This window comes from Salsuginibacillus halophilus (genome assembly GCF_003014715.1).
In the GTDB taxonomy this organism is placed as follows: Bacteria; Bacillota; Bacilli; order Bacillales; family Marinococcaceae; genus Salsuginibacillus; species Salsuginibacillus halophilus.
Genome location: NZ_PYAV01000001.1, coordinates 212,439 through 232,910, shown reverse-complemented (window position 1 = coordinate 232,910; position 20,472 = coordinate 212,439). Strand labels below are relative to the sequence as shown.

Genomic DNA, 20,472 nt, shown 5'->3' with positions numbered 1-20,472 from the left:
CTTAATCTTCGATAACTTCAGGATCAAGCATATCAAATTCCCTCGCAGCTTCTAACACATCTTCATACTGATCATCGTCAATCTCTGTAAATGAAGATGCTCCGCCGAAAATTGATAAAACTTCTTCATCCTCAATGGCTGTGAAAGCTTCTTGAATGTTTTCAATCTCTTCTTCCTCTGTATCATGAGGTACAACCCACGGATATTGATACAGCTCTTCAGATTCCCAAATCACACGAATCTGTTCATCATCAACAGCTCCATCATCGACAAGCGAATGATAAATGGCACTGTCGATTGCTCCGGCATCAACGTTCATATTCTCTATACTTTGTGCAGTTACATCATGTGAGCCTGTATATTGAACAGATTCAAACGCATGATCGTCTTCAGATTCGAATACACCACGCTCGCGCAATTCAGTACCTGGAATTAATGAACCAGAAGTAGAGCTGATACTACCAAATGCAAATGCTACATCTTCGCTATCATCAAGAAGTTCATCTAATGATTCCCAAGGCTGCTCTTCATTTGTGATAATATAAGAGTAGTAATAAGGCTCACCATCAATATTTTGCGTGACAACAGCTTGTGCCCCGGATTCTTCATGGGCAATTAAATATGTGAGCGGTCCTAAATAAGCAAGGTCAACATGGCCGTGATTCACAGCTTCTACAACGGCGTTATAGCCTGGATAATGTTCGACATCTACAGCTCGGTCTAAATGATTTTCAAGTTCATCTTCAAGCCTGTTTAACCCTTCTTCCATTTCACCAGAAGATTGGGCAGGGATCACGGCGACTTCCATTTCATCGCCGCCGTCTCCTTCTCCTTCACCGCAGCCGGTAAGCATACCAGCGGCGCCAAAAGATAAAGCACTACTTAACAACAATGTTTTACGCATCAAAAGACCACCTTAAATTATGAATATTAGTTATGGTTTATATAACATAAAGTTATAATTTCAGTTTTATACAGTATCACGGCCTATACCTAATGTAAAGAAATCCGCCCGGGAGGGATTTATCTTTGAATATTAAACGACTCCAGACTTTTGTTACAGCCGCTGAAGAACAAAGCTTATCAAAAGCTGCAAATATGCTCGGTCTTACCCAGCCTGCAGCTACAAAGCAGATCCAAGCGCTTGAAAAAGATCTTGGAACGAAATTGTTTCAGCGCCAAAGTTTTCAATTAACAACAGAAGGCAAACGAGCGCTTACCGATGCTAAATCGATCCTAGAGCATTGGTACACTTTAACAGAACACCTGCACCCATCAGACAAGTGGCGCACTCCGTTTCGTCTCGGAGCAAGCTCGATTCCAGGAACATATCTACTCCCGCGTGTCTGCCGTGAACTGCAGGACAATCACCCACAGCTTCAACTTCGGATCGAGGTGGGCAGCAGCGAGCAAATGGTTGATCAACTTTTAGAGGGAGAGCTGGATGTTGCTGTGCTCGGCTGGCGACCGGAATCAGAAGTGCTTCATATCTCACCCATCTGGCATGAGCGGGTGGCTTGTATTGCCCCACCTGACACTACTACACAAGAGCCTTTTAATTTTGAAACGCTTAAAACCTTGCCATTTGTTCGAAGGGATGAAAAATCAGGGACTATGAAGGCAGCAAGCCGGGGCCTTAACGCATGGGGTGGGAGTGTAAATGAGCTTCACACCGTCGCAGTTGTCCCCTCAACTGAAGCTGCGATTTCATTTGTTGAAGCTGGCGTCGGTGCTACATTTGTATCCGAAACCGCTTATTACGATAATCAAGATCGCAATATTTCTCTGTGCGGCTTTCTTCCAGAACGACGGACGTTTTATATTGCCACATGCCAACATAAAGAGAAACACCCTGCTGCAGCTGAGCTTTTTCATATGCAAAAACGCGGGGAACTAAGCCCCCGCGTTCAACTCTTTCGCCATAACTTTTCGTAAATTCGCATATACGCTTGTGCCTCTTGCTCCGGCCGGTGCTTTTGATCTGCATCATTGGCTGCTTGACTGCAGATCTTCTGTAAAAGCACAGGATCTGCAGCTATATCGTGCCACTTCTTTTCAAATTCTAAAGGATGATGAAACAAAAAACCGTTCACACCATCATTAATAACACTTTCGTTTCCAGCGTTACGCCGCGCGAACAAAAGCTTTCCAAGTGCCATCGCTTCGAGCAAAGCCATCGGCTGACCTTCTGAGGTTGAGGTGTTTAAAACCGCATCGGCCCACATATAGTAGGCGCCCATTTCACCTTTAGGCACCGGCTCCACGTAATGAAACCAACTGTATATTTCTGCACATTCATGCACGCTTTGCGTTACTTTTGTTTCTATCGCCTCACCGATACAAACGACTTGGAGCGAATCAAAGTGTTCGTTCAACCGCTCAAACGCTTCGAAAAGATAAAAGATATCCTTCACCGCACGCAGTCCTGCAGGCAGCAAAAACTTTGCATCACCAGTTGGGAGCTTGGCCGGCGGAAGTACCGGCGGCGGCTCCACCCCTTGCGGAATAACGTATAATCGGTCTGCAAGTGATGGAAACTGTTCGGCTGCCTTATGTTTTGCTTCTTCTGTAAACAAAACGAGGGCATCAATGGTATTCATCGATGCTGCAAGTTCATTAACTTTTGCTTCATCTTGCAGGTCGATATGTACATCAGTGCCGCCCGAGGTTAATACAAGCGGCTGTTCCACCTTAGCCTTTGTTTGTTCAAGCCATTGAAAAAAGCGGCGAAAATGAAGGCCGTGTACAATATCTGCCGATTGCAATAACGCTAACCCACGTTCAGATGACTCTTCTTCAAAAGCAAACGTTTCGACTTCATAACCAGCACGACTTAACGCTGAAATTAAACGAGCGGCTGTTGTTGCATTCCCACGGCCAGCTTGTAAATACGGGGTGAAAAACGCAACACGTCTAAGTGGTGCATGGGTCATGTTGCCACATCCTCCCCACGTCCGTCCGCTTCGTCCATCCAGCTTGATCAAGCGCTTCTAAAAATGGCACAACATACTTTCTTGACGTTTGAAGCAAATCCTTTGCCTCGCTTAACCCAAACTCCACTTCTGTCGCTTCATAAAGCTGGCACGCTTTTTGATGAAAAACAGACGTTAATACAATATGCCTTTCATCAAGAGCTCTACCGGTATTCGTCTCGATAAAAAAAGCTCTGAGCTCTTCAATTTCTCTTTCTTCCCATCCAGATGCCACTGCAGCTTCTGACAAAACCGGGACCGAAAGCCCTGCTGCTAGAAGCTTTTCGAACAAATGTTCATAAGCTTTTTTACGCTCACCAGGTGGCTGAGGCAAAAAGTCCGGCAACCTCAAGTAAGGTCCTGCACGCACGATATGGCCTTCTACTTCAGCCTTTTCAATAAATGCTTCAATCAACCTTTTTGGATACGTCTTACTAAACGATTCAACGAGCTCCCCTTTTTGCTTCCCCTGCCGCATTGAAAAGTACTCGTGATAAGCTTTAAGTTCTTCGATCGTAAGCAGACGCCACACGTTGTAAACACTTTCTAATGTGTAACTTTTATCTTTCAGTTTTATAAGCGTTCCATCATCAAGTAATCGTTCAATTTCTTTCGTCCCTTCAATCTCTGATAAGCCTGCTTGTCGAATTAGCTCGTTAAAATGAAGCTGCTTTGCATTTTGCAGTGTCTCTTGTATCCGATCGGCAGGTGTGCCTGCTTTTTTCGCTTCAAGCATTTCTATCGTCGCTTCACCAAACCGGTAGCGGCCGGCTTCAGCTTCAATCACCACGCCGCCACCGACCGTTTCCACCGGTGTCGGTCGCCGTAAAATGAACCGGTCACCACGCTTTGTAACTACAGGGGCATCTAAACGAATTTGACATAAAACCTCACCTGACTTTTCATGAAGTTCGTTGCGATCAAAAAATACAATTTGACCGTAAACTTCAGCGGTACCTAAGTGCAGCTTCACAGCTGTCCGTTGTTTTAAGGGGTGTATTAGCGGCTGAAGCGGCGTTAAACTTACATCTAAAACCTCTGTTGTTGTATAGTGATCCTGGGCGACAAAGACATCGCCACGGGTAACTTCATCTTTTTCAATGCCGCCAATATTCATCGCTAAACGCTGTCCGGCCTGTCCATTCTGCACGAGCTCATGATGTACTTGAAGCTGACGGACTTTCGCCTTTTTCCCTGACGGCAGCAGCTTAACATATTCACCTTCGCGCACTGACCCTTCATAAACTGTTCCGCGTACAATGGTTCCTTGACCGTGCACAGTAAACACTTGATCCACCGGCAGACGAAAAGCACCTTCAATGTCTCGGTTTGGGACGTCTTGAAGGTTTGTTAAAATTTCCTGCTTAACTTGCTGGACTCCGGTACCGGACACCCCATCGCATACAACAATCGGTGCGTTTGCAAAAGCGGTGCCGGTCACCGTCTCGCCGACATCATCTTTGACAAGATCAAGCAGCTCTTCTTCGACTTGATCTGCTTTAGTCAACGCAATAACCGCATGTTCAATACCTAGCAGTGTTAAAATATCCATATGTTCTTTCGTCTGCGGCATAACACCTTCATCAGCTGCGATCACCATAAGTACCATATCAATACCGGCGACACCTGCAATCATCTGGCGGATAAATTTTTCATGACCAGGCACATCAATTAATGATACCTGCCGCTGATCTTCAGTTTCTAACCGGGCAAAACCTGGTTCAATAGAGATTGCTCTTTCTTGCTCTTCTTTCAAACGGTCAGTTTCTGCATTTGTTAAAGCTTTAACGAGTGTCGTTTTCCCGTGATCAATGTGACCAGCGACGCCGACTGTATATGTTGTTTCGTTTGCATCCAACAATATCACCTTACTTTACTTAGCTGACTTTTCTCCACCTTACTATAATTCGTTAGAGAAAAAAAGCAGAAGCCCTGCGCCAAGCGGGCGTGAAAGCGCACATTAGAAAAGAGAGATCAACTTATGATTCAGAGGCTTGCAAAATCAGTCGAAACCCGATATAATTTTTAAGTCTAAAATAACAAATTTGGGGCCGGATGCGGAACTGGTGTCCGCCTGGGCCTTCAAAGCCCTGAGGAAGGCGCGTGCCGTCTTCGGTAGGTTCGATTCCTACACGGTCCCGCCAAATTTAACAATTGAAGTCTATGTTTTACACATAAAAAAAGCCGCTCATTTTATGAGCGGCTTTTTTTATTACTCTTTGCTGCCGTAATTCGGCTTTTTATTACAAATTTTGTTATTGTTAGAAAAATTCGAAACAACAGCGTTTGGATTGATGCATTCGATTGCACAGAGGCATTCACAATCAACAATCACGCACTGACCAGTACGCACGAGCTCAAGCTCACCACTTTGACAAACTTGGTTAAGCGGAACACAGCAGTCATAACCGACATCAATGGAGCGATCATCATTTGGCTGTAAAAGCTCCAATGTGACACATTTTTTTTGCTTATCAAACTCACTTACCCGAAAGTAAACCGTTGCAAAGCAATCATTAGAGGCAATATCACTGAAGGCATAAAAAAGTGTATTTTTCTTCGTCCAGAGAATAAACGGCATTGTATCATTATTATTGTTTGTCGCAGGGTTTAAATTAAAACAATCATTTCGACAGTCAATTGCTGCCGCCTCCTGCTCCGCCATAATTCTTGCTAACACATCACATACACAACCAGATGCACAACTCAAAATCATCACTTCCTTTCGTAAGATTACTAGCATCTTATGGTGGAAGCTTTGATTAGCTTGGACGATTCGCATGTGTTTTTGAAAAAACAGCAGATGACGCTGATGCTCTGCCTAAAAAAAGACGGCTGCTGCACCTGAAGTGCATCAACCGCCTTCCACACATATACCAAATAAAATGATACCTAAAAATAAACCAACGACAAGTCCAAGGTATCCGATCGCCAAAAACCCTGCCAGCGTTGTAAGCACTAACAAGAGCACACCTGCCGGAACTCGGACAGCTATACTTGTTAATCGATTCATCACCATAGCCTCACCTCTAAAACACGTTTACCCTGCGATTTTGAGAAAGAAACCCTAACTGATTCACTTTAAGTTAAATCTCCGGTAATCCACGGCGCGAATTTTACAACAAACATAAGAAACACGGCAGCTGAAAGTGCTAAACTAAACCAAAATAAACGACGCTCTTCAATTACAGATACTGCACCACCTTCACGAATGATCCGTGCATATTTTGCCGTAAAACCGAGCATTGCACTAATCACAAGCCATAAAATCATCACTGCGAAGAACCATGAACTTAAATATGTATCGGCAAGCATAACACCGCTGGCCAAGCTGATAATCACACCTGCATGGGATAAATGAAAAATCCACCGGTAAACATTTAACAGCCAAAATTTCTGCTCACCATTTACTCCTTTTAATATAAAAGGAAACGGTAAAAGTAAAAAGAAAAACAACGCCATCAGCCAATGAATCACATAAGTCATGATATAAAGTTCCATTAAGAGAACCCGCCTTTCTATTGAGTGTGGATATAGGTATGATACAATAATTACGACTTTGAAGATGGAGGGGACAATATGCCTTCAGACGCTTTCATGTGGTTTATTCTCGGCTGGTCTGTATTATTAACAGTTTTAATGTTTATCGGCGGTTATTTTATGTTTCGTAAATTTTTAAAACGCCTGCCGAAAAACGATGGTTACTCCACGCTCGACTGGCAGGATTACTATATTGATCAAACGATACATTTATGGGGCAGTGAAGAAAAAAACCTTTTGAATGATCTTGTAGAGCCTGTACCAGAGCTTTTCCGCGACCAAGCGAAGCAAAAAATTGCCGGTAAAGTTGGGGAACTAGCTCTTCAGGAAAAAGCAAGCCGGATTAACCAGGACTTACTGATTCGCGGTTATATCTTGGCAACACCAAAGCGGGATCATAAATTTCTGCGCAAAAAGCTCGATGAAAAAAACATTTCCTACACCGCCTACGAACCATTGTTTGAACAAGCCCGCTGAACAAGACGAATTAAACCCCCGGAATATATCACAACTTCCGGGGGTCGATTTATGTTGCTCTTACAGCCGCACTCGTTTCTTCTTGAGTCCATCCTTCTTTTTCCAAACGTTTAAACTTGTACAACATTGCTAATCGCCATGGGATAATCATGCCGTAAGCTAAAATGAAAAACATCCCGGCAAGTTCAGCGTAATGAATGGCATCCCCGATAATCAATTTAAATAAAATTCTTGCGACTAATAGTCCGATAAGTATAAAAACAAAAGCCTTTGAGCGCTGCATATATATAAAGCCGTGACGCCACTCGAACTTGGATGTTTTAATCAATACAATCGAAAAAAGCAGGCCAACCGTCAAAGCCTCTAAAATTTGTAATGTCGACAAACGGGCTGGTTCATATACAAACATCAAAAAGCCTGTAGACATAAATACCGGTGGAAGAATAATTTTCTTCACCGTCGCCGGCTTTTTCGTGGCGCGCATCCGGACGACCATTGCAATCGCACCCATAACCGCTGCACCAATAACAAAAATCCAACTCACTTCGGTTCCTCCTTCAGGCATAAGCGGCCCGGCTACTGCTTTCAGCCGGACTGCTTATGCCGATTACGGCTTAACAACGTCAAAGCCGGCATCCTCAATTTCTTCTTCAAGCGTATGCTTACTTGTTGTTTGTTCATCATATGTGACTTGCACGTGGCCATATTCAAGAGAAACTTGGACACCGCTTACGCCTGCTACACTTGTAAGCGCTTGTTCTACAGAAGCTTTACACCCTCCACAAGTCATTCCTTCAACTTTAATTGTTTCATCTGCCACGGGTATAACCCCCTTCTTTTTTCTCCTTTGTACTCTCCTTAAATGTATACGCTCGGCGCTGTCGTGTCAAACTCGCTTTAACCTGAAATTTTTGCTTCCAATCTCCGCCCTTGCTGCAGTACATACATATTGTAGTACAGACCTTCTTTTTGCAGTAGTTCCTCATGGTTACCCGCTTCTTGAATCTCCCCTTGGTGAAGGACCACAATTTTGTCTGCCTGTTTAATTGTAGACAAGCGGTGAGCAATTGCAATTGTTGTCCGGCCGGATTTCATCGTCTCAAGCGCCGCTTGAATCAATTCTTCTGTTTCTGTGTCAATATTGGCGGTAGCTTCATCAAGCACAAGAACTTTTGGATTTAACGCCATCGTACGTGCAAAAGAAATTAACTGCCGCTCACCAGTCGAAAATGTGCCGCCACGTTCACCGACAGGATGACGATAACCCCCAGGGAGCTTCTGAATAAACTGATCCGCACGCACCGTTTCTGCTGCCTGAACCGCTTGAGCTTCAGTAATCTCTTGATTATAAAGCTGAATATTTTCTAATACATCACCACTGAACATATGTGAATCCTGAAGTACCAGACCGAGTTTTTTGCGCAGCTCTTCTTTGCTGTATTTTGCAAGCGGCTCTCCATCTAGTAAAATCTCACCTTCATCTGGTTCATAAAATCGCATTAATAAATTGATAACTGAACTTTTGCCGCTGCCCGTATGTCCAACAAAAGCCAGCGTCTCACCTTGGTCAATAGTAAACGAGATATTTTTTAATACAGGTGTGGTTTGGTCATAAGAAAATGAGACATTTTTGAATTCGATTCGACCGCGCGTTATTTGAGGATTGCCTTCGTAACGTTTAGGTGGCGCTGGCTCATCGTGATCAATCAATTTAAATACCCGGCCGGCAGCCACAATCGCTTGTTGAAAAATAGACAACCGCGCCATCATTTGATTAACAGGTTCAAAGAAGCGTTCTAAATAATTCACAAAAGCATACAACACACCTACTTCAATCGGACTGTTGAACGAAATGATGCCGAAATAGCCAATCACAAGCATTAACGCAATAATTGATAAAAAATCAACGGCCGGCCTAAGCAATAGTCCGTCAAGTTTCATCCCTTTAAGCCAGGCGCGGTGGTGTTCATCATTTAACTCGGCAAACTCACGGCGCATCCGCCGCTCCTGCCGAAAAATTTGAATAATCGCCATTCCTTGAATCGATTCGTTTAACCGTGCATTCAATTCCGAAAGCTTGCCACTCATACGCCCGTAATATTTCGCACTGAATTTCCGGTACGTATGCAAAAGTATAAATACAACCGGAAGCAGCGCAAGACAAAACAAAGCAAGCTGTACATTTAAATAAAACATGGCCGCAAAGATCCCGATGAAAAATACGAAGTTTTGCACAAGCATGCTTAAAACATTCACATAAAACTCTTTAATCCGTTCGGTATCGTTCGTTAGCCGAGAGATAATCCCGCCTGTCGCCGTCCGGTCAAAAAAGGACAACCCCATATGAGCGACGTTACCAAACACTTCAACCCGCATTCGCTGAATCATTCTTAAAGCTGCTTTATCAAACCAAAACTGTTGAAAGTAATTAAAAAATACCGCACTCACGTGCAAAATGATATAGGTCACGGCTAAAGCAATCAACGGTTCAACCGGAAACTGAGCAGGCGTTAAATAGTCATCAATAAATGTTTGAATTAAAATCGGACCGATTAGTTCTGCCCCGGTCCCAAGCGCAAGAAAGAGCATAGCCCAAAAGAGTAATACTTTATGAAATTTCATATAGCTGAGCAGACGTTTTAAAATACGCGTCTGTTGTTTCGTCGTCAACTGTTCATCCGTATGTTCCACCAGTATCACCTCCTTCTGCCACAATACTTTCAAGCTGCTGTTGATTGTACACCTCCCGGTACCAACCGTCTTTTTTCATTAACGACTCGTGTGTCCCCTGCTCCACAACCTTTCCTTGATCTAAAACGAGAATCACATCGGCATGTTTAACTGCACTCAACCGATGCGCACTAATGATTGTCGTTCGTTCACTTCGTTTCATTCTCAATGCTTCTAAAATGGATTCCTCGGTTTTTGCATCAACAGCGGAAAGTGAATCATCAAACATTAAAATTTCAGGCTCAACTAATAAAGCACGCGCAATTGCAATTCGTTGCTTCTGTCCACCTGATAAGGTCACACCGCGCTCACCAACAAACGTTTCATAACCATTTTGAAACTGAACAATATCTTCATGGACACAGGCAAGTTTTGCTGCGTCGATCACTTCCTGCATCGTCGCATTCGGTTTGGCAAAAGCAATATTGTCAGCAATGGTCGCTGAAAATAAAAATTGATCCTGCGGTACATACCCAAACGATGTCCGTAAAGCATCTAAGGTATATCTTTCGATTGACCGGTAATCGAGCGAAATCTTTCCGTTTACGCCCTGTTCTTCACGCATGAGCAATTTCATCAACGTTGTCTTTCCACTGCCGGTACGGCCAATCACACCTAACGTTTCACCTTCTTTTAATTGAAACCGAACATCATTTAATACTGGATCGTCTTCAGACTTGTAACGAAACGAATGAATCTCAACATCGAACCGCCCAGAGGGAGGCTTCGTCGTATCTGCATGCTCATCTGTAATTTCAGCCTGTTCTGCAAGCAGCTCTGAGATACGACCATATGAGGCTCGACCGCGCTCAACAATATTAAACAACCAGCCGAAAGCAAGCATTGGCCATACAAGCAGACCTAAGTAAATTGTGAAGCTTGTTAACTGCCCGATCGTTATGTCTTCATTAATTACGAAACCGGCACCGAAATAAACAGCAAGGAAATAAGAGACACCAATAATAAACGTAATGGTGGGATCAAATAATGCATCAATCCTAGAAACTCTTAAATTCTTTTTCACGACGTCATCTGACTCGGCTTGAAACGCCGCAATATCTGCTTTTTCCTGACCAAAAGTTTTTGTCACCCGGATGCCGGCGATACTTTCCTGCACACGGTCATTTAACGAGGAAAACGCAGCTTGTGCTACCCGGAACCGTTTATGGAGCATTGAACCATAAAAATTCGTTAAAAATGCAAGTAGCGGCAGGGGAAGTAAACTAAGTAATGTCAACTCCCAGCTGATGGTTACAGCCATCGTAATAATGACAAAACCACCTAACGTTAATGAATCAACAAGTGTTAAAACACCTGCACCTGCGGTTTGTTCAACAGCTCGGATGTCATTTGTCGCATGAGCCATTAAATCCCCTGTTTTCCGGCGTTGATAAAACTTAGCTGACATATTTGTAAAATGCTCATAAAGTTGATTACGCAAAAGCCTCGCTAAACGGATCGATGCCCCAAAAATCATGATTCGCCACAAATACCTGAAGATATATGCGGCCAATCCGACAAAAAACAAGATGATGAGCCAAAAGGTCAATCCTTCCACCGTTAAATTATTTTCAACCATTAAATCAACAACGACACCAACAATGTATGGAGGTAGCAAGGAAAGTATCGACACAATCATCAACATGATAATCCCTATGATGTAACTTGTTTTTTCACGCTTAAAATACCACCATAAATCAAGAAACACGCGCATGACCGGTACCCTCCTTTCTTTCGAAACACGAAGAACACATCTATTTTAGCAAAAATTGAAAATTTAATCGATCAAAAACCTGCACCATCTTATACCTATGTATGCTTTTAAAGCTCATATACATCGAGATATGACATCAAGAAATATGCTATGAAATTGATCAACACAGATTACAAAAAGTGACGCTAACTTTTAAAAAAGCAGTCAGCCAAGAAGGAAAGTACAAATCACCCCTTGGTAATCATCACGTAATTTTTCTACAAATAAAACTAAAACCTCCGGCAAGGCGGAGGTTTGAATTACTTCTTTTTCTTTGGTTTTTCTTTTGTATTCTGTTTATCTTGCTGGTTTTGCATCGCTTTCATCATTTGATTGATCTTTTTCTGTGATGGGTTTTGTCCCATCTGCATCATCATAACGCGAAGCATTTGTTCATTAATCGGCGGGTTTTTCTCTAAATAACGCATCATCGTCTTACGAGCGATGAAAAACCCGAGGGCGAGGCCGGCGATTAACGCTAAAAAGCCGACAAGTACATACCATAGCCAATCCATCGGTGCTTCCTCCTTCATTTGCGGTGATCAACTAGCTCAGCGCTGTTACACAATCTTGTACATTATAACGCATGAATACAGGAAAAAAAAGAGTTGAAAAAGAATCTCAAATGGTTTGATTCAAAAAGGAAGCCGCGGAAGATTTCTCCTCCCACGGCTTGTTCAGCGCTTTTATTTGGACAATAATGCTTTCGCGCGCTCAACGACATTTTCAACAGTGAAACCGTATTCTTTCATCAAATGACCTCCAGGTGCAGAGGCTCCGTATCCATTGATAGCAAGAATATCTCCATCCCAGCCGGTATAGCGGTCCCAGCCTTGAGGAGAGCCTGCTTCGACTGCTAAACGTGCTGTAACATTTGAAGGAAGTACAGAAGCTTTGTATGCTGCATCCTGAAGCTCAAAATTGTGCGCACTCGGCATGCTGACCGCCCGTGCTTGAATACCTTCATTTGCAAGTTCAGCTACAGCATCTACTGCAAGGGAAACTTCACTACCGGTAGCAATTAAAATGAGATCAGGCTGCTCGTTTTTTTCACCGGCTACAGTATAAGCGCCGCGCTTCACACCTTCATAAGCTTCAGTTTCTGTTTTCTCAAGGGTTGGTACACCTTGGCGCGTCAATACGAGCGCTGTCGGTTGATCATCATTTTCAAGCGCAGTACGCCAAGCTGCAGCTGTTTCATTACCATCTGCCGGACGAATTACATTTAAGTTTGGAATCGCTCGAAGCGAAGCCGTCTGCTCAATCGGTTCATGCGTTGGTCCATCTTCACCAACTGCGATGCTGTCATGGGTGAACACGAATGTTGCTGGAATCCCCATTAAAGCTGAAAGTCTAACAGCTGGACGAAGGTAATCGGAAAAGACGAGGAACGTAGCACCATAAGGACGCACCCCACCGTGAAGCGCCATACCGTTTACAGCTGCTGCCATGGCAAATTCACGAACCCCGAACCAAACGTTGCGGCCTTCATATGTCGCTGCGCTAAAGTCGGTTTCGTTATCCATCATCGTTTTGTTTGAAGAAGCAAGGTCTGCCGCACCACCGAACAACTCCGGAACTTCTGTTGCTAAAGCTTGAATCGTTTTACCAGAAGCTGCACGCGTCGCAACTTTATCTTCACCGGCTTTAAACGAAGGAAGTGCTTGTTCAAAACCATCCGGCAGTTCACCTTTAATCGCCCGCTTTAGAGAAGCTGCGTTTTCAGGATGATCTGTTTCGTAAGAATGAAATGCGTCATTCCATGCATTCTCTGTTGCAGCACCTTTTTCTTTGAGTTCCTTAAAGTAAGCTCGAACATCATCTGGTACATAAAAAGGTTCTTCGTGTGACCAGCCGTATGCTGCTTTCGCTTCAGCAGCTTCATCACCGCCAAGAGGCGCGCCATGTGCATCTTTTGTACCTGCTTTGTTTGGCGAACCAAAACCGATCGTTGTTTTCACTTCAATGAAACTTGGGCGTCCATCCTGCTGTGCCTTTTCAATGGCTTCAGCAACAGCTTCAGTGTCGTTACCGTCTTCTACGTACAACGTATGCCAGCCGTACGCTTCGTAACGTTTTAGGACATCTTCAGAGAATGACTTATTTAAGTCACCGTCTAAGGAAATATCATTTGAATCATATAGTACGATTAAACGGCTCAATTGAAGGTGACCGGCAAGTGAAGCCGATTCCTGGGAAACACCTTCCATTAAATCGCCATCTCCGCATAACGCGTACGTATAATGATCAATCACATTGTGCTTATCTGTATTGTATGTAGCTGCCATGTGCCGCTCAGCCATAGCCATACCTACAGCCATTGCAAGCCCTTGGCCAAGAGGTCCCGTGGTTGCCTCTACGCCCGGAGTATGACCGTATTCCGGATGACCCGGTGTTTGACTCCCAAGCTGACGGAAGTTTTTCAGTTCTTCAATACTTAAATCATATTCAAACAGGTGAAGCAGGCTGTATAAAAGCATCGAACCGTGACCCGCAGACAAGACAAAACGATCGCGGTTAAACCAAGAAGGATTACTTGGGTTATGCTTCATAAACCGTGACCAAAGAGTTAACGCCATAGGTGCAGCCCCCATAGGAAGGCCTGGATGGCCCGATTCGGCTTTTTCAATTGCATCGATTGATAACGTACGAATGGTATTAATTGCACGTTGTTCTACTTCAGTTGCCATGTACATCTCATCCTTTCAGAGAAATCAACATTATACTTTCATGATTATCATATCGGTTTTGCGCCTCATTCACAAGGTCACAGAAGGTTGGAACATACGAATTTTTCGAAATTCATAAAGGTTTGCCTGATGAGCACTAAAAAAAGACAGCCGCGAGGGCTGCCTTTTTTAATGCTGGGAGTTACGTTCTTTGACTTCTTTCAATTTCGATGGCGTAACATCGTTTCCATTTGGATCCACAACTTTCGTTGATTCAATCTGACTTTTAAATGAAGAACGGAACTCTTTTAAATACTCTTGACGCAACGTCTGCTGCTCTTCTTGTTCTTCAGTAGATAAGCCTGTCGTTTTTGAACGTTTCGCCAATTCATTGATCCTGTCAATTTTTTCTTGAGAAATCATCGAACATCTCTCCTTTGTCATCATTGTGCTTATTTATTTTGAGCAAATTCATCTTGCTGCCAGGTGAAGTTCAATATCTATACACTATAACCATAACGTAAGCGGTTGATCGTTGACAAACTTGTTGAATGACAGTAAATCCACTTAACGTGTAGTCAGCTTATGTATAAATAAGCTTTGATGGGTATTGCTTTTAATTTGACTCATTCTTCTCTTTCATATACTGAACATAGCGGCGGTGTACAGTTGCCTTTGAAACATCATAGCCGAAACCGCGCAAAGTAGCTGCAACTTCTGCAAACGTCAGTCCCCGGTGGCGCAAGTCGATGATCTCTTGAAGCGGCATCTCCTTCTGGCTGCGACCGCCTCCTTGATTATGAAAGTTACGTATAGGTTCGTACCCTTCTTTTACTGCCTTTTTCATACCGCGCTGAATTTTTTTATTATGTATTGTTCGCTGATACTCTTCTACGACAGATAAAATTTGCAGTACCATATGATCACCCTCACTGAACTGCATCGGGCCTTGGTCCTGCATGGTATAAAGTTCTACCCCGCATTTATTTAGTTCATGCAACACAGCAATGCGTGCGTTCCCTCGGCCGATCCGCGTTTCATCCTGTACAAATACAGCCTTTGTTTCTTCGTGTCCGGCCGCTTCAATTAAGGTTAACACACCTTCTCTTCCAGGTTCATAACCGCTTGCCTCTTCAGCGATAACTTCGTAAACTTCAAAACCGAACGATTCAGCAAGTCGCGAAAGTTCTTCCTCCTGCCTAATCAATGATGTTTGTTGATTTTCCTTTGTTGTGCTCACCCGGCAGTACACGAGCGCCTTCACATTCTTCACCTCAATTTCAGTTAAAAACAAGCAGGAAAACTCTTTTATAACTATGAGCTCCTGCCAGCACATTTTATTTTAATATTTGGAGCGCATATAAAAACAATGGTTCGTTTTCCTCTGGTATTTGCAGCGAATGCTGCGGCCCAAAGAAGTATACCATAGCAAACATCCAGATCACAGCCGTAATTAAAACACCCAGTCCTGCTGCTTCTTTTCTCTGCTCTCTCGTTAATCGAAAAAACATCAAATACCTCCTCACAAAACACGAATGTTTGTTCTTACTTCACTATACTAAGAACTAATGTTCGAGTCAACAACTTTTTAGAACGAGTGTTTGCGTACATATGTTTTCTTTGGTACAATTTTCTTACGACAAACTAAAAAAAGAGGTGCGTTTATGTCTAAACTATCGAACCGCCAGCAAGATATACTTGAATATATTAAAACAGAGGTTCGCGAAAAAGGTTATCCGCCGTCTGTTCGTGAAATTGGTGAAGCCGTAGGTCTTGCTTCAAGCTCTACAGTGCACGGACACTTATCACGCCTTGAAAAAAAAGGTTTAATTCGACGCGACCCGACAAAACCACGTGCCATGGAAGTTTTAGATATTGAAGAAGAAGAGCAGCCGAAGATCACACAGTCTGCTGCTGTTTATGTTCCAGTTGTTGGTAAAGTTACAGCTGGTCAACCCATTACAGCCATCGAAAACGTTGAAGAATACATTCCCCTTCCTGACCGGGCAGCAGGGGATGATAATGTTTATATTTTGACGATTGAAGGCGACAGCATGATTGAAGCCGGCATTTATCACGGTGATATGGTGATCGTGAAGTATCAGCAGTCCGCAGAAAATGGAGATATCATTGTTGCAATGACGGATGAGGAAGAAGCGACCGTAAAACGCTTTTTCAAAGAAGAAAATCATATTCGCCTGCAGCCGGAAAACGCTTCACTTGAACCCATTATTCTTGAAGACTGCACCATTCTTGGCAAAGTAACCGGTGTTTTCCGCACCATCCACTAACGTCAAATGTATCTTTGCAAAAAAACTTTGCCCCGAAGAAAATTGATAAGAGTTAGTTCTGTCTTAACGCACCTCGTTAAAAAATACGAAGGTGCCTCCTTTAATATGCCAGTTAATTTTTCCATTCGATAAGCTGAAGCTTCTTCGACAAACCTGAATGGTTATAAACACTGATTTTAAAGCGCATTTCACTACTGACAGCCCAATACAAAAAGCCGCTCTAATTTTCGTACAGAGCGGCTTTTTGTATAAATGTTAAGAACATACGAGCAAACTAAAAGCTATAAGCGGAAGGAGGATTATGATGACGAAAAAATCTTACCCTGAAGGAGATATATCTACTGCACAGGATCAAGTACGTTTTTTGCAGCCGGAAGATTTACCTGAAGGCCCTTATGGTGCACCACGTAATAAGAATGAACCTGTACAAGATAAAGAAACACCTTCTCACCGAAAACAGCAGACAAAAAGTGCATTTACGTACGAAGATCGAGAACTGCATGCCGGTTTAGAAAGGAAACACCCCGGGGCGCACGATACGCACGCCGAAAAACACACCACTGAACTATAAAAAAAGGGTGCTCCCAAATTGAGGAGCACCCTAACGTGTAGACAAACTTTTTAGAAAAGCGGGGCCTGACGTCGCTTTTCAGCAGACGCTGTGCTTGATAGCGTCGCGCCGACGATTGTCAGCCTTCCTTCATTTTGATGGTCATGAATTGTATAAATCTTTTTGATCCAGAAATATTTTCATGAACGATCAAGCGAACCATATACATTGGAAATGTTAGATGATCTTTAAATTTTAAAGTGACCGAAACGAAAGACGGCGACTCCCAGAGGATCAAGCGCAGGCTTCAGCTAACTTGTTCGAATGAACCATTCGAACAAGTTAGCTGAAGCCAAGCCCTCGGGAAAGCGTCCGCCTGGCGTGAAGGTTACATTCATGATTCGTTTTTATCCTCTTCATGCGGCAGCCCGCGGCTGGGAGCAGTAAGTTGTCAGTGAATGTTTAATTTTGTACTTTGTCTATAGTCTCAGGTGCTCCCAAAAATGAGGAGCACCCTTTTGTTGATATTATGACAAAGCTTCGACAACTTTCTTTGCTGTGCTTGCACTCGATTGCGGATTCTGTCCGGTCACAAGACGGTTATCTCTAACCGAGTGATCGCTCCACTTTTCACCCCGATCAATGTTTGCACCCTGCTTTTGCAGTTCGGTTTCAAGCATAAACGGCATATGCTGATCCAGCTGCATTTCCGTTTCTTCTTCATCTGTAAATGCGGTGATCGTTTTATTTTTCACAATCGGTGTACCGTCTTCATACGTTGCACGTACTAAGCCGGCTGGACCGTGACAGACAGCACCAATGACTTTATCGTTTTCTGCAAAATGCTGCAGTACTTCAAGCAGTGTGCTGTTTTCCGGAAAATCGAACATTGTGCCATGCCCGCCCGGTAAGAAGACAGCGTCATAACCAACGGTGTGCGCTGTACTTAATTTCTCTGTATTTGTAAGTTCTGCTTCTGCATCTTTCCATTCCGGCCGATCCTCTACACTGTTTGGATCAAGCGGCACCTCACCACCAGAAATGCTTGTCACTTTCACCTCATAACCTTGAGCTAGAAATTCATTATAAGGAACAACAAACTCTTCAAGCCATAAACCAGTTTCGTGGCCTTTTGTAATTTCTGTGTGATTTGTAAGCACCATGAGTACTTTTTTTGTCATGACGAAATCCTCCTTATTTAGCTAGTGCAACGGTAAATTCACCGCACTTCAACATTTACCCTGTGTAAGTAAGTTTTATTCATGGTTTTAAAAAACAACAGGGATTTGAAAGTACAACGTTTAACGGTAGGTTTTTGTCCTGCTCAAAATAAGGACAAAAGCATATACTAAAAATCAAAACGAATGTACATTCTTTTAGGAGAGATGACGTATGACACCTTACGGATTTCCAATGTACGCTCCAGCCTCATTTACGAGAGCTCCTGCAGGATTTGCAGGATTATTACCACCGTCTGCACCTGCTGCGCACGCTTTTACTCGCAGCGCTCCGATGATGTCAGGTCAGACAGGGTTGTTTTCTAACTTATTAACACAAAGCGGTCCTTCTGCTTTGTTCGGAAGCAGCCGACCGTTTCTTCAACAACTTCCAGGCATTTTGCAGCAAGCGCAAAAATATATGGGTGCTGCTCAAACGGCCGGTTCTTTTCTGCAGCAATATGGACCGATGATGAAAAATTTACCAACGATTTTTAAACTCATTCAAGCTATGAACCAACCTTCATCTCAACAATCTTCCTCTACAGTCAACAGCTCTCCTACTGTTTTAAGCAGCGAAAATGACTCGGCAATCAACACTGCTGCCCATTTACAAGATGCACCATTACCTGCGCCAACACTCTACATTTAAAATTTAAGAATCCGCATTAATTCATTGAAATCGACTTGCTGGTTGTTTCGTAAAACGACACGTACGGCCTCATCTTCTTGACTTTTTGTAAAATCACGGTCTGTCATATGACCCACCTTCCGGAGAAGCCGCCGGATTGATCGCTCATCTTGAAAGTCTGTCTGCTGTACTTCTTCCGAAAGCTTTAAAAGTTCCGGAAGTGTAAGCCCGGTCCGGTTTTGAATGTGTGCCAGTTGTTTATTCCAGTCCATCTCATCGCCTCCTGTTAAATCACATACAATAAAAGTCTATGTGATAATGGTTGTTTCACATTACGAAGCATGAAGGATTTGTACAGCTCATAGTGATAAATAAACAGAAAAGCTGGAGGGAGGAACGATGGCTGCGATCATTGGAAGCATTCATATAACTTCTGTAAAAACTAGTGCGATCGTTAACTTTGGCGATGTAAATACGATCGCCCCTTATACGACAACGACAACGTTTGCAGGTCCTGGATCATACAATGAAGGAGACGTAGTCAACGTAAAAAACGGGCCATCTAAGACTCTTTTTCATCCTGATGTTTATGCGCCAGAGGTGGGTCCTTCATGACGACAATTGAACAAAATTTTTATATCAAAAAGATCCAAGTTGGCGATATTAAAAATGCCTCTGTTTTTCAAATTGGTGCTGCTGGTTACATTTCCAACAGGAAAACGAATCGTTCAGCTTATGTCCCTTCCAAAAAATATGGTATGTACGACTTTTTCTTACTCCCGCCGGCTTCACGGCTGAATTCATGAGGTGAGTCAGTTGCCCCCAAACTGGTATGATGAACTTCTCAATCAAATTAATGAGCTGAAGCAAAAGTTAAGTGAGCAGGAAGCAGAGATTCACCGGTTACAACAACATGTCATTCAAGACCAGCCTGCAAAAATTGAATATAAATTTGATCAATTAAAAGTTGAACACCTTGAAGGTACGTTAAACATCGGCTGGAACCCGAAACACACCGGTCAAGAAAGCTTCATTAATGATTGTGACGTTAACAGTAAGCCAAACACAGGTAACCATTTACAAATGATGATTGAACATATTACTGACAACGTACTGAAGGAGTACCACGCCAACATTGACAACTGGATGCATTCTTTAGAGAACGAACATGGCCTGCACCTACCCCCTTCTTTTCAAAAAAGAATGACAGACGATCTTGAAATGCAAATTCCAGGAAGGGTGGAGTATTACGTAAACCGCCAATCTGATAACGTAACAAACAGCGAAAAAACGGATATGAAGCCACTCATTCAAGCACAAGTGTTGGAGGACGTGTATGAAACAGTTGCCGGCTTCGTACGACATGAAAGTGAAAAAGGAGGAACATCCCGTGAAAGTTATTAACAATCACCTTCACTTACAGTCACTCGAAACAAAAGGTGCAGCTGATGCTTCACTTATCTTGATCGGAGATTCTGATTATATTTGTTTAACAGCTGATGGTTCGTCAAACACGAGTGACCAACATAACGTATATTCCCTTCGACCTCCAAAAGATTTGCATGATGAAGAATAAACGTACGGCCGTTTTACAAACCTTGCACGTGCGAACAGTTAATACTAGTGCTGTACTCAATGTTGG

At 43.2% G+C, this 20,472-nt stretch carries 26 protein-coding genes and 1 tRNA gene; 10 read left to right on the top strand and 17 right to left on the bottom strand.

Annotated features, from left to right (window positions below; genetic code table 11):
• Position 1: 1 nt before the first annotated feature.
• Entirely contained in the window at positions 2-904 is a 903-nt protein-coding gene (gene phnD / locus B0H94_RS01140; RefSeq protein ID WP_106587389.1) for a phosphate/phosphite/phosphonate ABC transporter substrate-binding protein, read from the bottom strand.
• Between the two features lie 125 nt (positions 905-1,029).
• On the opposite strand from phnD, the gene B0H94_RS01135 reads away from it, so the two are divergent.
• Positions 1,030-1,935 carry a LysR family transcriptional regulator gene (locus B0H94_RS01135; protein ID WP_106587388.1) on the top strand — a complete coding sequence of 302 codons (906 nt, stop codon included), beginning with the start codon at positions 1,030-1,032 and terminating at the stop codon, positions 1,933-1,935.
• On the opposite strand, the gene B0H94_RS01130 is transcribed toward B0H94_RS01135, so the two are convergent.
• Both B0H94_RS01130 and selB read right to left on the bottom strand, forming a co-directional pair.
• A complete protein-coding gene (locus B0H94_RS01130) occupies positions 1,908-2,933 on the bottom strand; it encodes a glycosyltransferase family 4 protein (protein ID WP_106587387.1) in 1,026 nt (341 codons plus the stop codon). The two genes, B0H94_RS01135 and B0H94_RS01130, sit on opposite strands and share 28 nt — an antisense overlap.
• Positions 2,914-4,830, bottom strand: coding sequence for a selenocysteine-specific translation elongation factor (selB, locus tag B0H94_RS01125; protein WP_106587386.1), 1,917 nt, complete (start codon positions 4,828-4,830; stop codon positions 2,914-2,916). The genes B0H94_RS01130 and selB overlap by 20 nt, the downstream gene beginning before the upstream one ends.
• 189 nt (positions 4,831-5,019) lie before the next feature.
• Here selB and B0H94_RS01120 point away from each other — a divergent pair.
• A tRNA-Sec gene (locus B0H94_RS01120) sits at positions 5,020-5,116 on the top strand.
• Between the two features lie 68 nt (positions 5,117-5,184).
• Here B0H94_RS01120 and B0H94_RS01115 read toward each other — a convergent pair.
• The 3 genes from B0H94_RS01115 to B0H94_RS01110 all read right to left on the bottom strand — a co-directional run bounded on the left by B0H94_RS01115 (position 5,185) and on the right by B0H94_RS01110 (position 6,473).
• The gene (locus tag B0H94_RS01115; RefSeq protein ID WP_181315190.1) at positions 5,185-5,682 is read right to left on the bottom strand and encodes a CotY/CotZ family spore coat protein; all 498 of its coding nucleotides are present in this window, start codon (positions 5,680-5,682) and stop codon (positions 5,185-5,187) included.
• Between the two features lie 144 nt (positions 5,683-5,826).
• Complete coding sequence (locus B0H94_RS15060) at positions 5,827-5,985, bottom strand: hypothetical protein (protein ID WP_181315189.1); 159 nt, start codon at positions 5,983-5,985, stop codon at positions 5,827-5,829.
• Positions 5,986-6,053: 68 nt separating this feature from the next.
• Positions 6,054-6,473, bottom strand: a complete 420-nt coding sequence (locus B0H94_RS01110) for a hypothetical protein (protein ID WP_106587384.1) — start codon at positions 6,471-6,473, stop codon at positions 6,054-6,056.
• Between the two features lie 78 nt (positions 6,474-6,551).
• Between B0H94_RS01110 and B0H94_RS01105 the strand changes: the two genes are divergently transcribed.
• Entirely contained in the window at positions 6,552-6,989 is a 438-nt protein-coding gene (locus B0H94_RS01105; protein WP_106587383.1) for a DUF2621 domain-containing protein, read from the top strand.
• Between the two features lie 49 nt (positions 6,990-7,038).
• Here B0H94_RS01105 and B0H94_RS01100 read toward each other — a convergent pair whose 3' ends face one another.
• The 9 genes from B0H94_RS01100 to B0H94_RS15055 form a co-directional block, all read right to left on the bottom strand.
• Positions 7,039-7,533 (bottom strand): CcdC family protein, encoded by a 495-nt coding sequence (locus tag B0H94_RS01100; protein WP_282432525.1) that lies wholly within the window; start codon positions 7,531-7,533, stop codon positions 7,039-7,041.
• A 63-nt stretch (positions 7,534-7,596) separates the two neighbouring features.
• Positions 7,597-7,809, bottom strand: a complete 213-nt coding sequence (locus B0H94_RS01095; RefSeq protein WP_106587381.1) for a heavy-metal-associated domain-containing protein — start codon at positions 7,807-7,809, stop codon at positions 7,597-7,599.
• A gap of 77 nt (positions 7,810-7,886) precedes the next feature.
• Positions 7,887-9,680, bottom strand: a complete 1,794-nt coding sequence (locus tag B0H94_RS01090) for an ABC transporter ATP-binding protein (RefSeq protein ID WP_245893859.1) — start codon at positions 9,678-9,680, stop codon at positions 7,887-7,889.
• Positions 9,664-11,433 carry an ABC transporter transmembrane domain-containing protein gene (locus tag B0H94_RS01085; protein WP_106587380.1) on the bottom strand — a complete coding sequence of 590 codons (1,770 nt, stop codon included), beginning with the start codon at positions 11,431-11,433 and terminating at the stop codon, positions 9,664-9,666. Before B0H94_RS01085 ends, B0H94_RS01090 begins: the two co-directional genes overlap by 17 nt.
• Before the next feature lie 299 nt (positions 11,434-11,732).
• On the bottom strand, positions 11,733-11,987 hold the full coding sequence (locus B0H94_RS01080) for a YneF family protein (RefSeq protein ID WP_106587379.1): 255 nt from the start codon (positions 11,985-11,987) through the stop codon (positions 11,733-11,735).
• Between the two features lie 171 nt (positions 11,988-12,158).
• On the bottom strand, positions 12,159-14,162 hold the full coding sequence (gene tkt, locus B0H94_RS01075; protein WP_106587378.1) for a transketolase: 2,004 nt from the start codon (positions 14,160-14,162) through the stop codon (positions 12,159-12,161).
• A gap of 168 nt (positions 14,163-14,330) precedes the next feature.
• The gene (locus B0H94_RS01070) at positions 14,331-14,564 is read right to left on the bottom strand and encodes a DUF896 domain-containing protein (protein ID WP_106587377.1); all 234 of its coding nucleotides are present in this window, start codon (positions 14,562-14,564) and stop codon (positions 14,331-14,333) included.
• A gap of 193 nt (positions 14,565-14,757) precedes the next feature.
• Positions 14,758-15,405: a YneB family resolvase-like protein gene (locus B0H94_RS01065; RefSeq protein WP_106587454.1), complete on the bottom strand. Its 648-nt coding sequence runs from the start codon at positions 15,403-15,405 to the stop codon at positions 14,758-14,760.
• 73 nt (positions 15,406-15,478) lie between these two features.
• Complete coding sequence (locus tag B0H94_RS15055) at positions 15,479-15,652, bottom strand: hypothetical protein (RefSeq protein WP_181315188.1); 174 nt, start codon at positions 15,650-15,652, stop codon at positions 15,479-15,481.
• Positions 15,653-15,805: 153 nt separating this feature from the next.
• Between B0H94_RS15055 and lexA the strand changes: the two genes are divergently transcribed.
• Complete coding sequence (gene lexA, locus B0H94_RS01060) at positions 15,806-16,432, top strand: transcriptional repressor LexA (protein WP_106587376.1); 627 nt, start codon at positions 15,806-15,808, stop codon at positions 16,430-16,432.
• A gap of 304 nt (positions 16,433-16,736) precedes the next feature.
• Positions 16,737-17,003 carry a hypothetical protein gene (locus tag B0H94_RS01055; RefSeq protein ID WP_106587375.1) on the top strand — a complete coding sequence of 89 codons (267 nt, stop codon included), beginning with the start codon at positions 16,737-16,739 and terminating at the stop codon, positions 17,001-17,003.
• Between the two features lie 506 nt (positions 17,004-17,509).
• Here the strand turns inward: B0H94_RS01055 and B0H94_RS01050 are convergent.
• The gene (locus tag B0H94_RS01050; protein WP_106587374.1) at positions 17,510-18,163 is read right to left on the bottom strand and encodes a type 1 glutamine amidotransferase domain-containing protein; all 654 of its coding nucleotides are present in this window, start codon (positions 18,161-18,163) and stop codon (positions 17,510-17,512) included.
• Positions 18,164-18,374: 211 nt separating this feature from the next.
• On the opposite strand from B0H94_RS01050, the gene vrrA reads away from it, so the two are divergent.
• Entirely contained in the window at positions 18,375-18,851 is a 477-nt protein-coding gene (gene vrrA / locus B0H94_RS01045; RefSeq protein WP_106587373.1) for a VrrA/YqfQ family protein, read from the top strand.
• On the opposite strand, the gene B0H94_RS01040 is transcribed toward vrrA, so the two are convergent.
• Positions 18,848-19,102, bottom strand: coding sequence for a stage VI sporulation protein F (locus tag B0H94_RS01040; protein ID WP_106587372.1), 255 nt, complete (start codon positions 19,100-19,102; stop codon positions 18,848-18,850). The two genes, vrrA and B0H94_RS01040, sit on opposite strands and share 4 nt — an antisense overlap.
• Positions 19,103-19,229: 127 nt before the next feature.
• On the opposite strand from B0H94_RS01040, the gene B0H94_RS01035 reads away from it, so the two are divergent.
• The 4 genes from B0H94_RS01035 to B0H94_RS01020 are packed head-to-tail and all read left to right on the top strand — an operon-like array spanning position 19,230 to position 20,406.
• Complete coding sequence (locus B0H94_RS01035) at positions 19,230-19,445, top strand: spore germination protein (RefSeq protein ID WP_106587371.1); 216 nt, start codon at positions 19,230-19,232, stop codon at positions 19,443-19,445.
• Positions 19,442-19,636, top strand: a complete 195-nt coding sequence (locus B0H94_RS01030) for a spore germination protein GerPB (RefSeq protein WP_106587370.1) — start codon at positions 19,442-19,444, stop codon at positions 19,634-19,636. Before B0H94_RS01035 ends, B0H94_RS01030 begins: the two co-directional genes overlap by 4 nt.
• Positions 19,637-19,646: 10 nt before the next feature.
• On the top strand, positions 19,647-20,234 hold the full coding sequence (gene gerPC / locus B0H94_RS01025) for a spore germination protein GerPC (protein ID WP_181315187.1): 588 nt from the start codon (positions 19,647-19,649) through the stop codon (positions 20,232-20,234).
• Entirely contained in the window at positions 20,221-20,406 is a 186-nt protein-coding gene (locus tag B0H94_RS01020) for a hypothetical protein (protein WP_106587368.1), read from the top strand. Before gerPC ends, B0H94_RS01020 begins: the two co-directional genes overlap by 14 nt.
• Positions 20,407-20,472: the final 66 nt, after the last annotated feature.

What these genes read in the sequence shown, in the direction of transcription:
- phnD (WP_106587389.1), bottom strand. Translation starts at nt 904, where the DNA reads ATGCGTAAAACATTGTTGTTAAGTAGTGCTTTATCTTTTGGCGCCGCT.
- B0H94_RS01130 (WP_106587387.1), bottom strand. Translation starts at nt 2,933, where the DNA reads ATGACCCATGCACCACTTAGACGTGTTGCGTTTTTCACCCCGTATTTA.
- B0H94_RS15060 (WP_181315189.1), bottom strand. Translation starts at nt 5,985, where the DNA reads ATGAATCGATTAACAAGTATAGCTGTCCGAGTTCCGGCAGGTGTGCTC.
- B0H94_RS01110 (WP_106587384.1), bottom strand. Translation starts at nt 6,473, where the DNA reads ATGGAACTTTATATCATGACTTATGTGATTCATTGGCTGATGGCGTTG.
- B0H94_RS01105 (WP_106587383.1), top strand. Translation starts at nt 6,552, where the DNA reads ATGCCTTCAGACGCTTTCATGTGGTTTATTCTCGGCTGGTCTGTATTA.
- B0H94_RS01085 (WP_106587380.1), bottom strand. Translation starts at nt 11,433, where the DNA reads ATGCGCGTGTTTCTTGATTTATGGTGGTATTTTAAGCGTGAAAAAACA.
- B0H94_RS01080 (WP_106587379.1), bottom strand. Translation starts at nt 11,987, where the DNA reads ATGGATTGGCTATGGTATGTACTTGTCGGCTTTTTAGCGTTAATCGCC.
- tkt (WP_106587378.1), bottom strand. Translation starts at nt 14,162, where the DNA reads ATGGCAACTGAAGTAGAACAACGTGCAATTAATACCATTCGTACGTTA.
- B0H94_RS01070 (WP_106587377.1), bottom strand. Translation starts at nt 14,564, where the DNA reads ATGATTTCTCAAGAAAAAATTGACAGGATCAATGAATTGGCGAAACGT.
- B0H94_RS15055 (WP_181315188.1), bottom strand. Translation starts at nt 15,652, where the DNA reads ATGTTTTTTCGATTAACGAGAGAGCAGAGAAAAGAAGCAGCAGGACTG.
- lexA (WP_106587376.1), top strand. Translation starts at nt 15,806, where the DNA reads ATGTCTAAACTATCGAACCGCCAGCAAGATATACTTGAATATATTAAA.
- B0H94_RS01055 (WP_106587375.1), top strand. Translation starts at nt 16,737, where the DNA reads ATGACGAAAAAATCTTACCCTGAAGGAGATATATCTACTGCACAGGAT.
- B0H94_RS01050 (WP_106587374.1), bottom strand. Translation starts at nt 18,163, where the DNA reads ATGACAAAAAAAGTACTCATGGTGCTTACAAATCACACAGAAATTACA.
- vrrA (WP_106587373.1), top strand. Translation starts at nt 18,375, where the DNA reads ATGACACCTTACGGATTTCCAATGTACGCTCCAGCCTCATTTACGAGA.
- B0H94_RS01040 (WP_106587372.1), bottom strand. Translation starts at nt 19,102, where the DNA reads ATGGACTGGAATAAACAACTGGCACACATTCAAAACCGGACCGGGCTT.
- B0H94_RS01035 (WP_106587371.1), top strand. Translation starts at nt 19,230, where the DNA reads ATGGCTGCGATCATTGGAAGCATTCATATAACTTCTGTAAAAACTAGT.
- B0H94_RS01030 (WP_106587370.1), top strand. Translation starts at nt 19,442, where the DNA reads ATGACGACAATTGAACAAAATTTTTATATCAAAAAGATCCAAGTTGGC.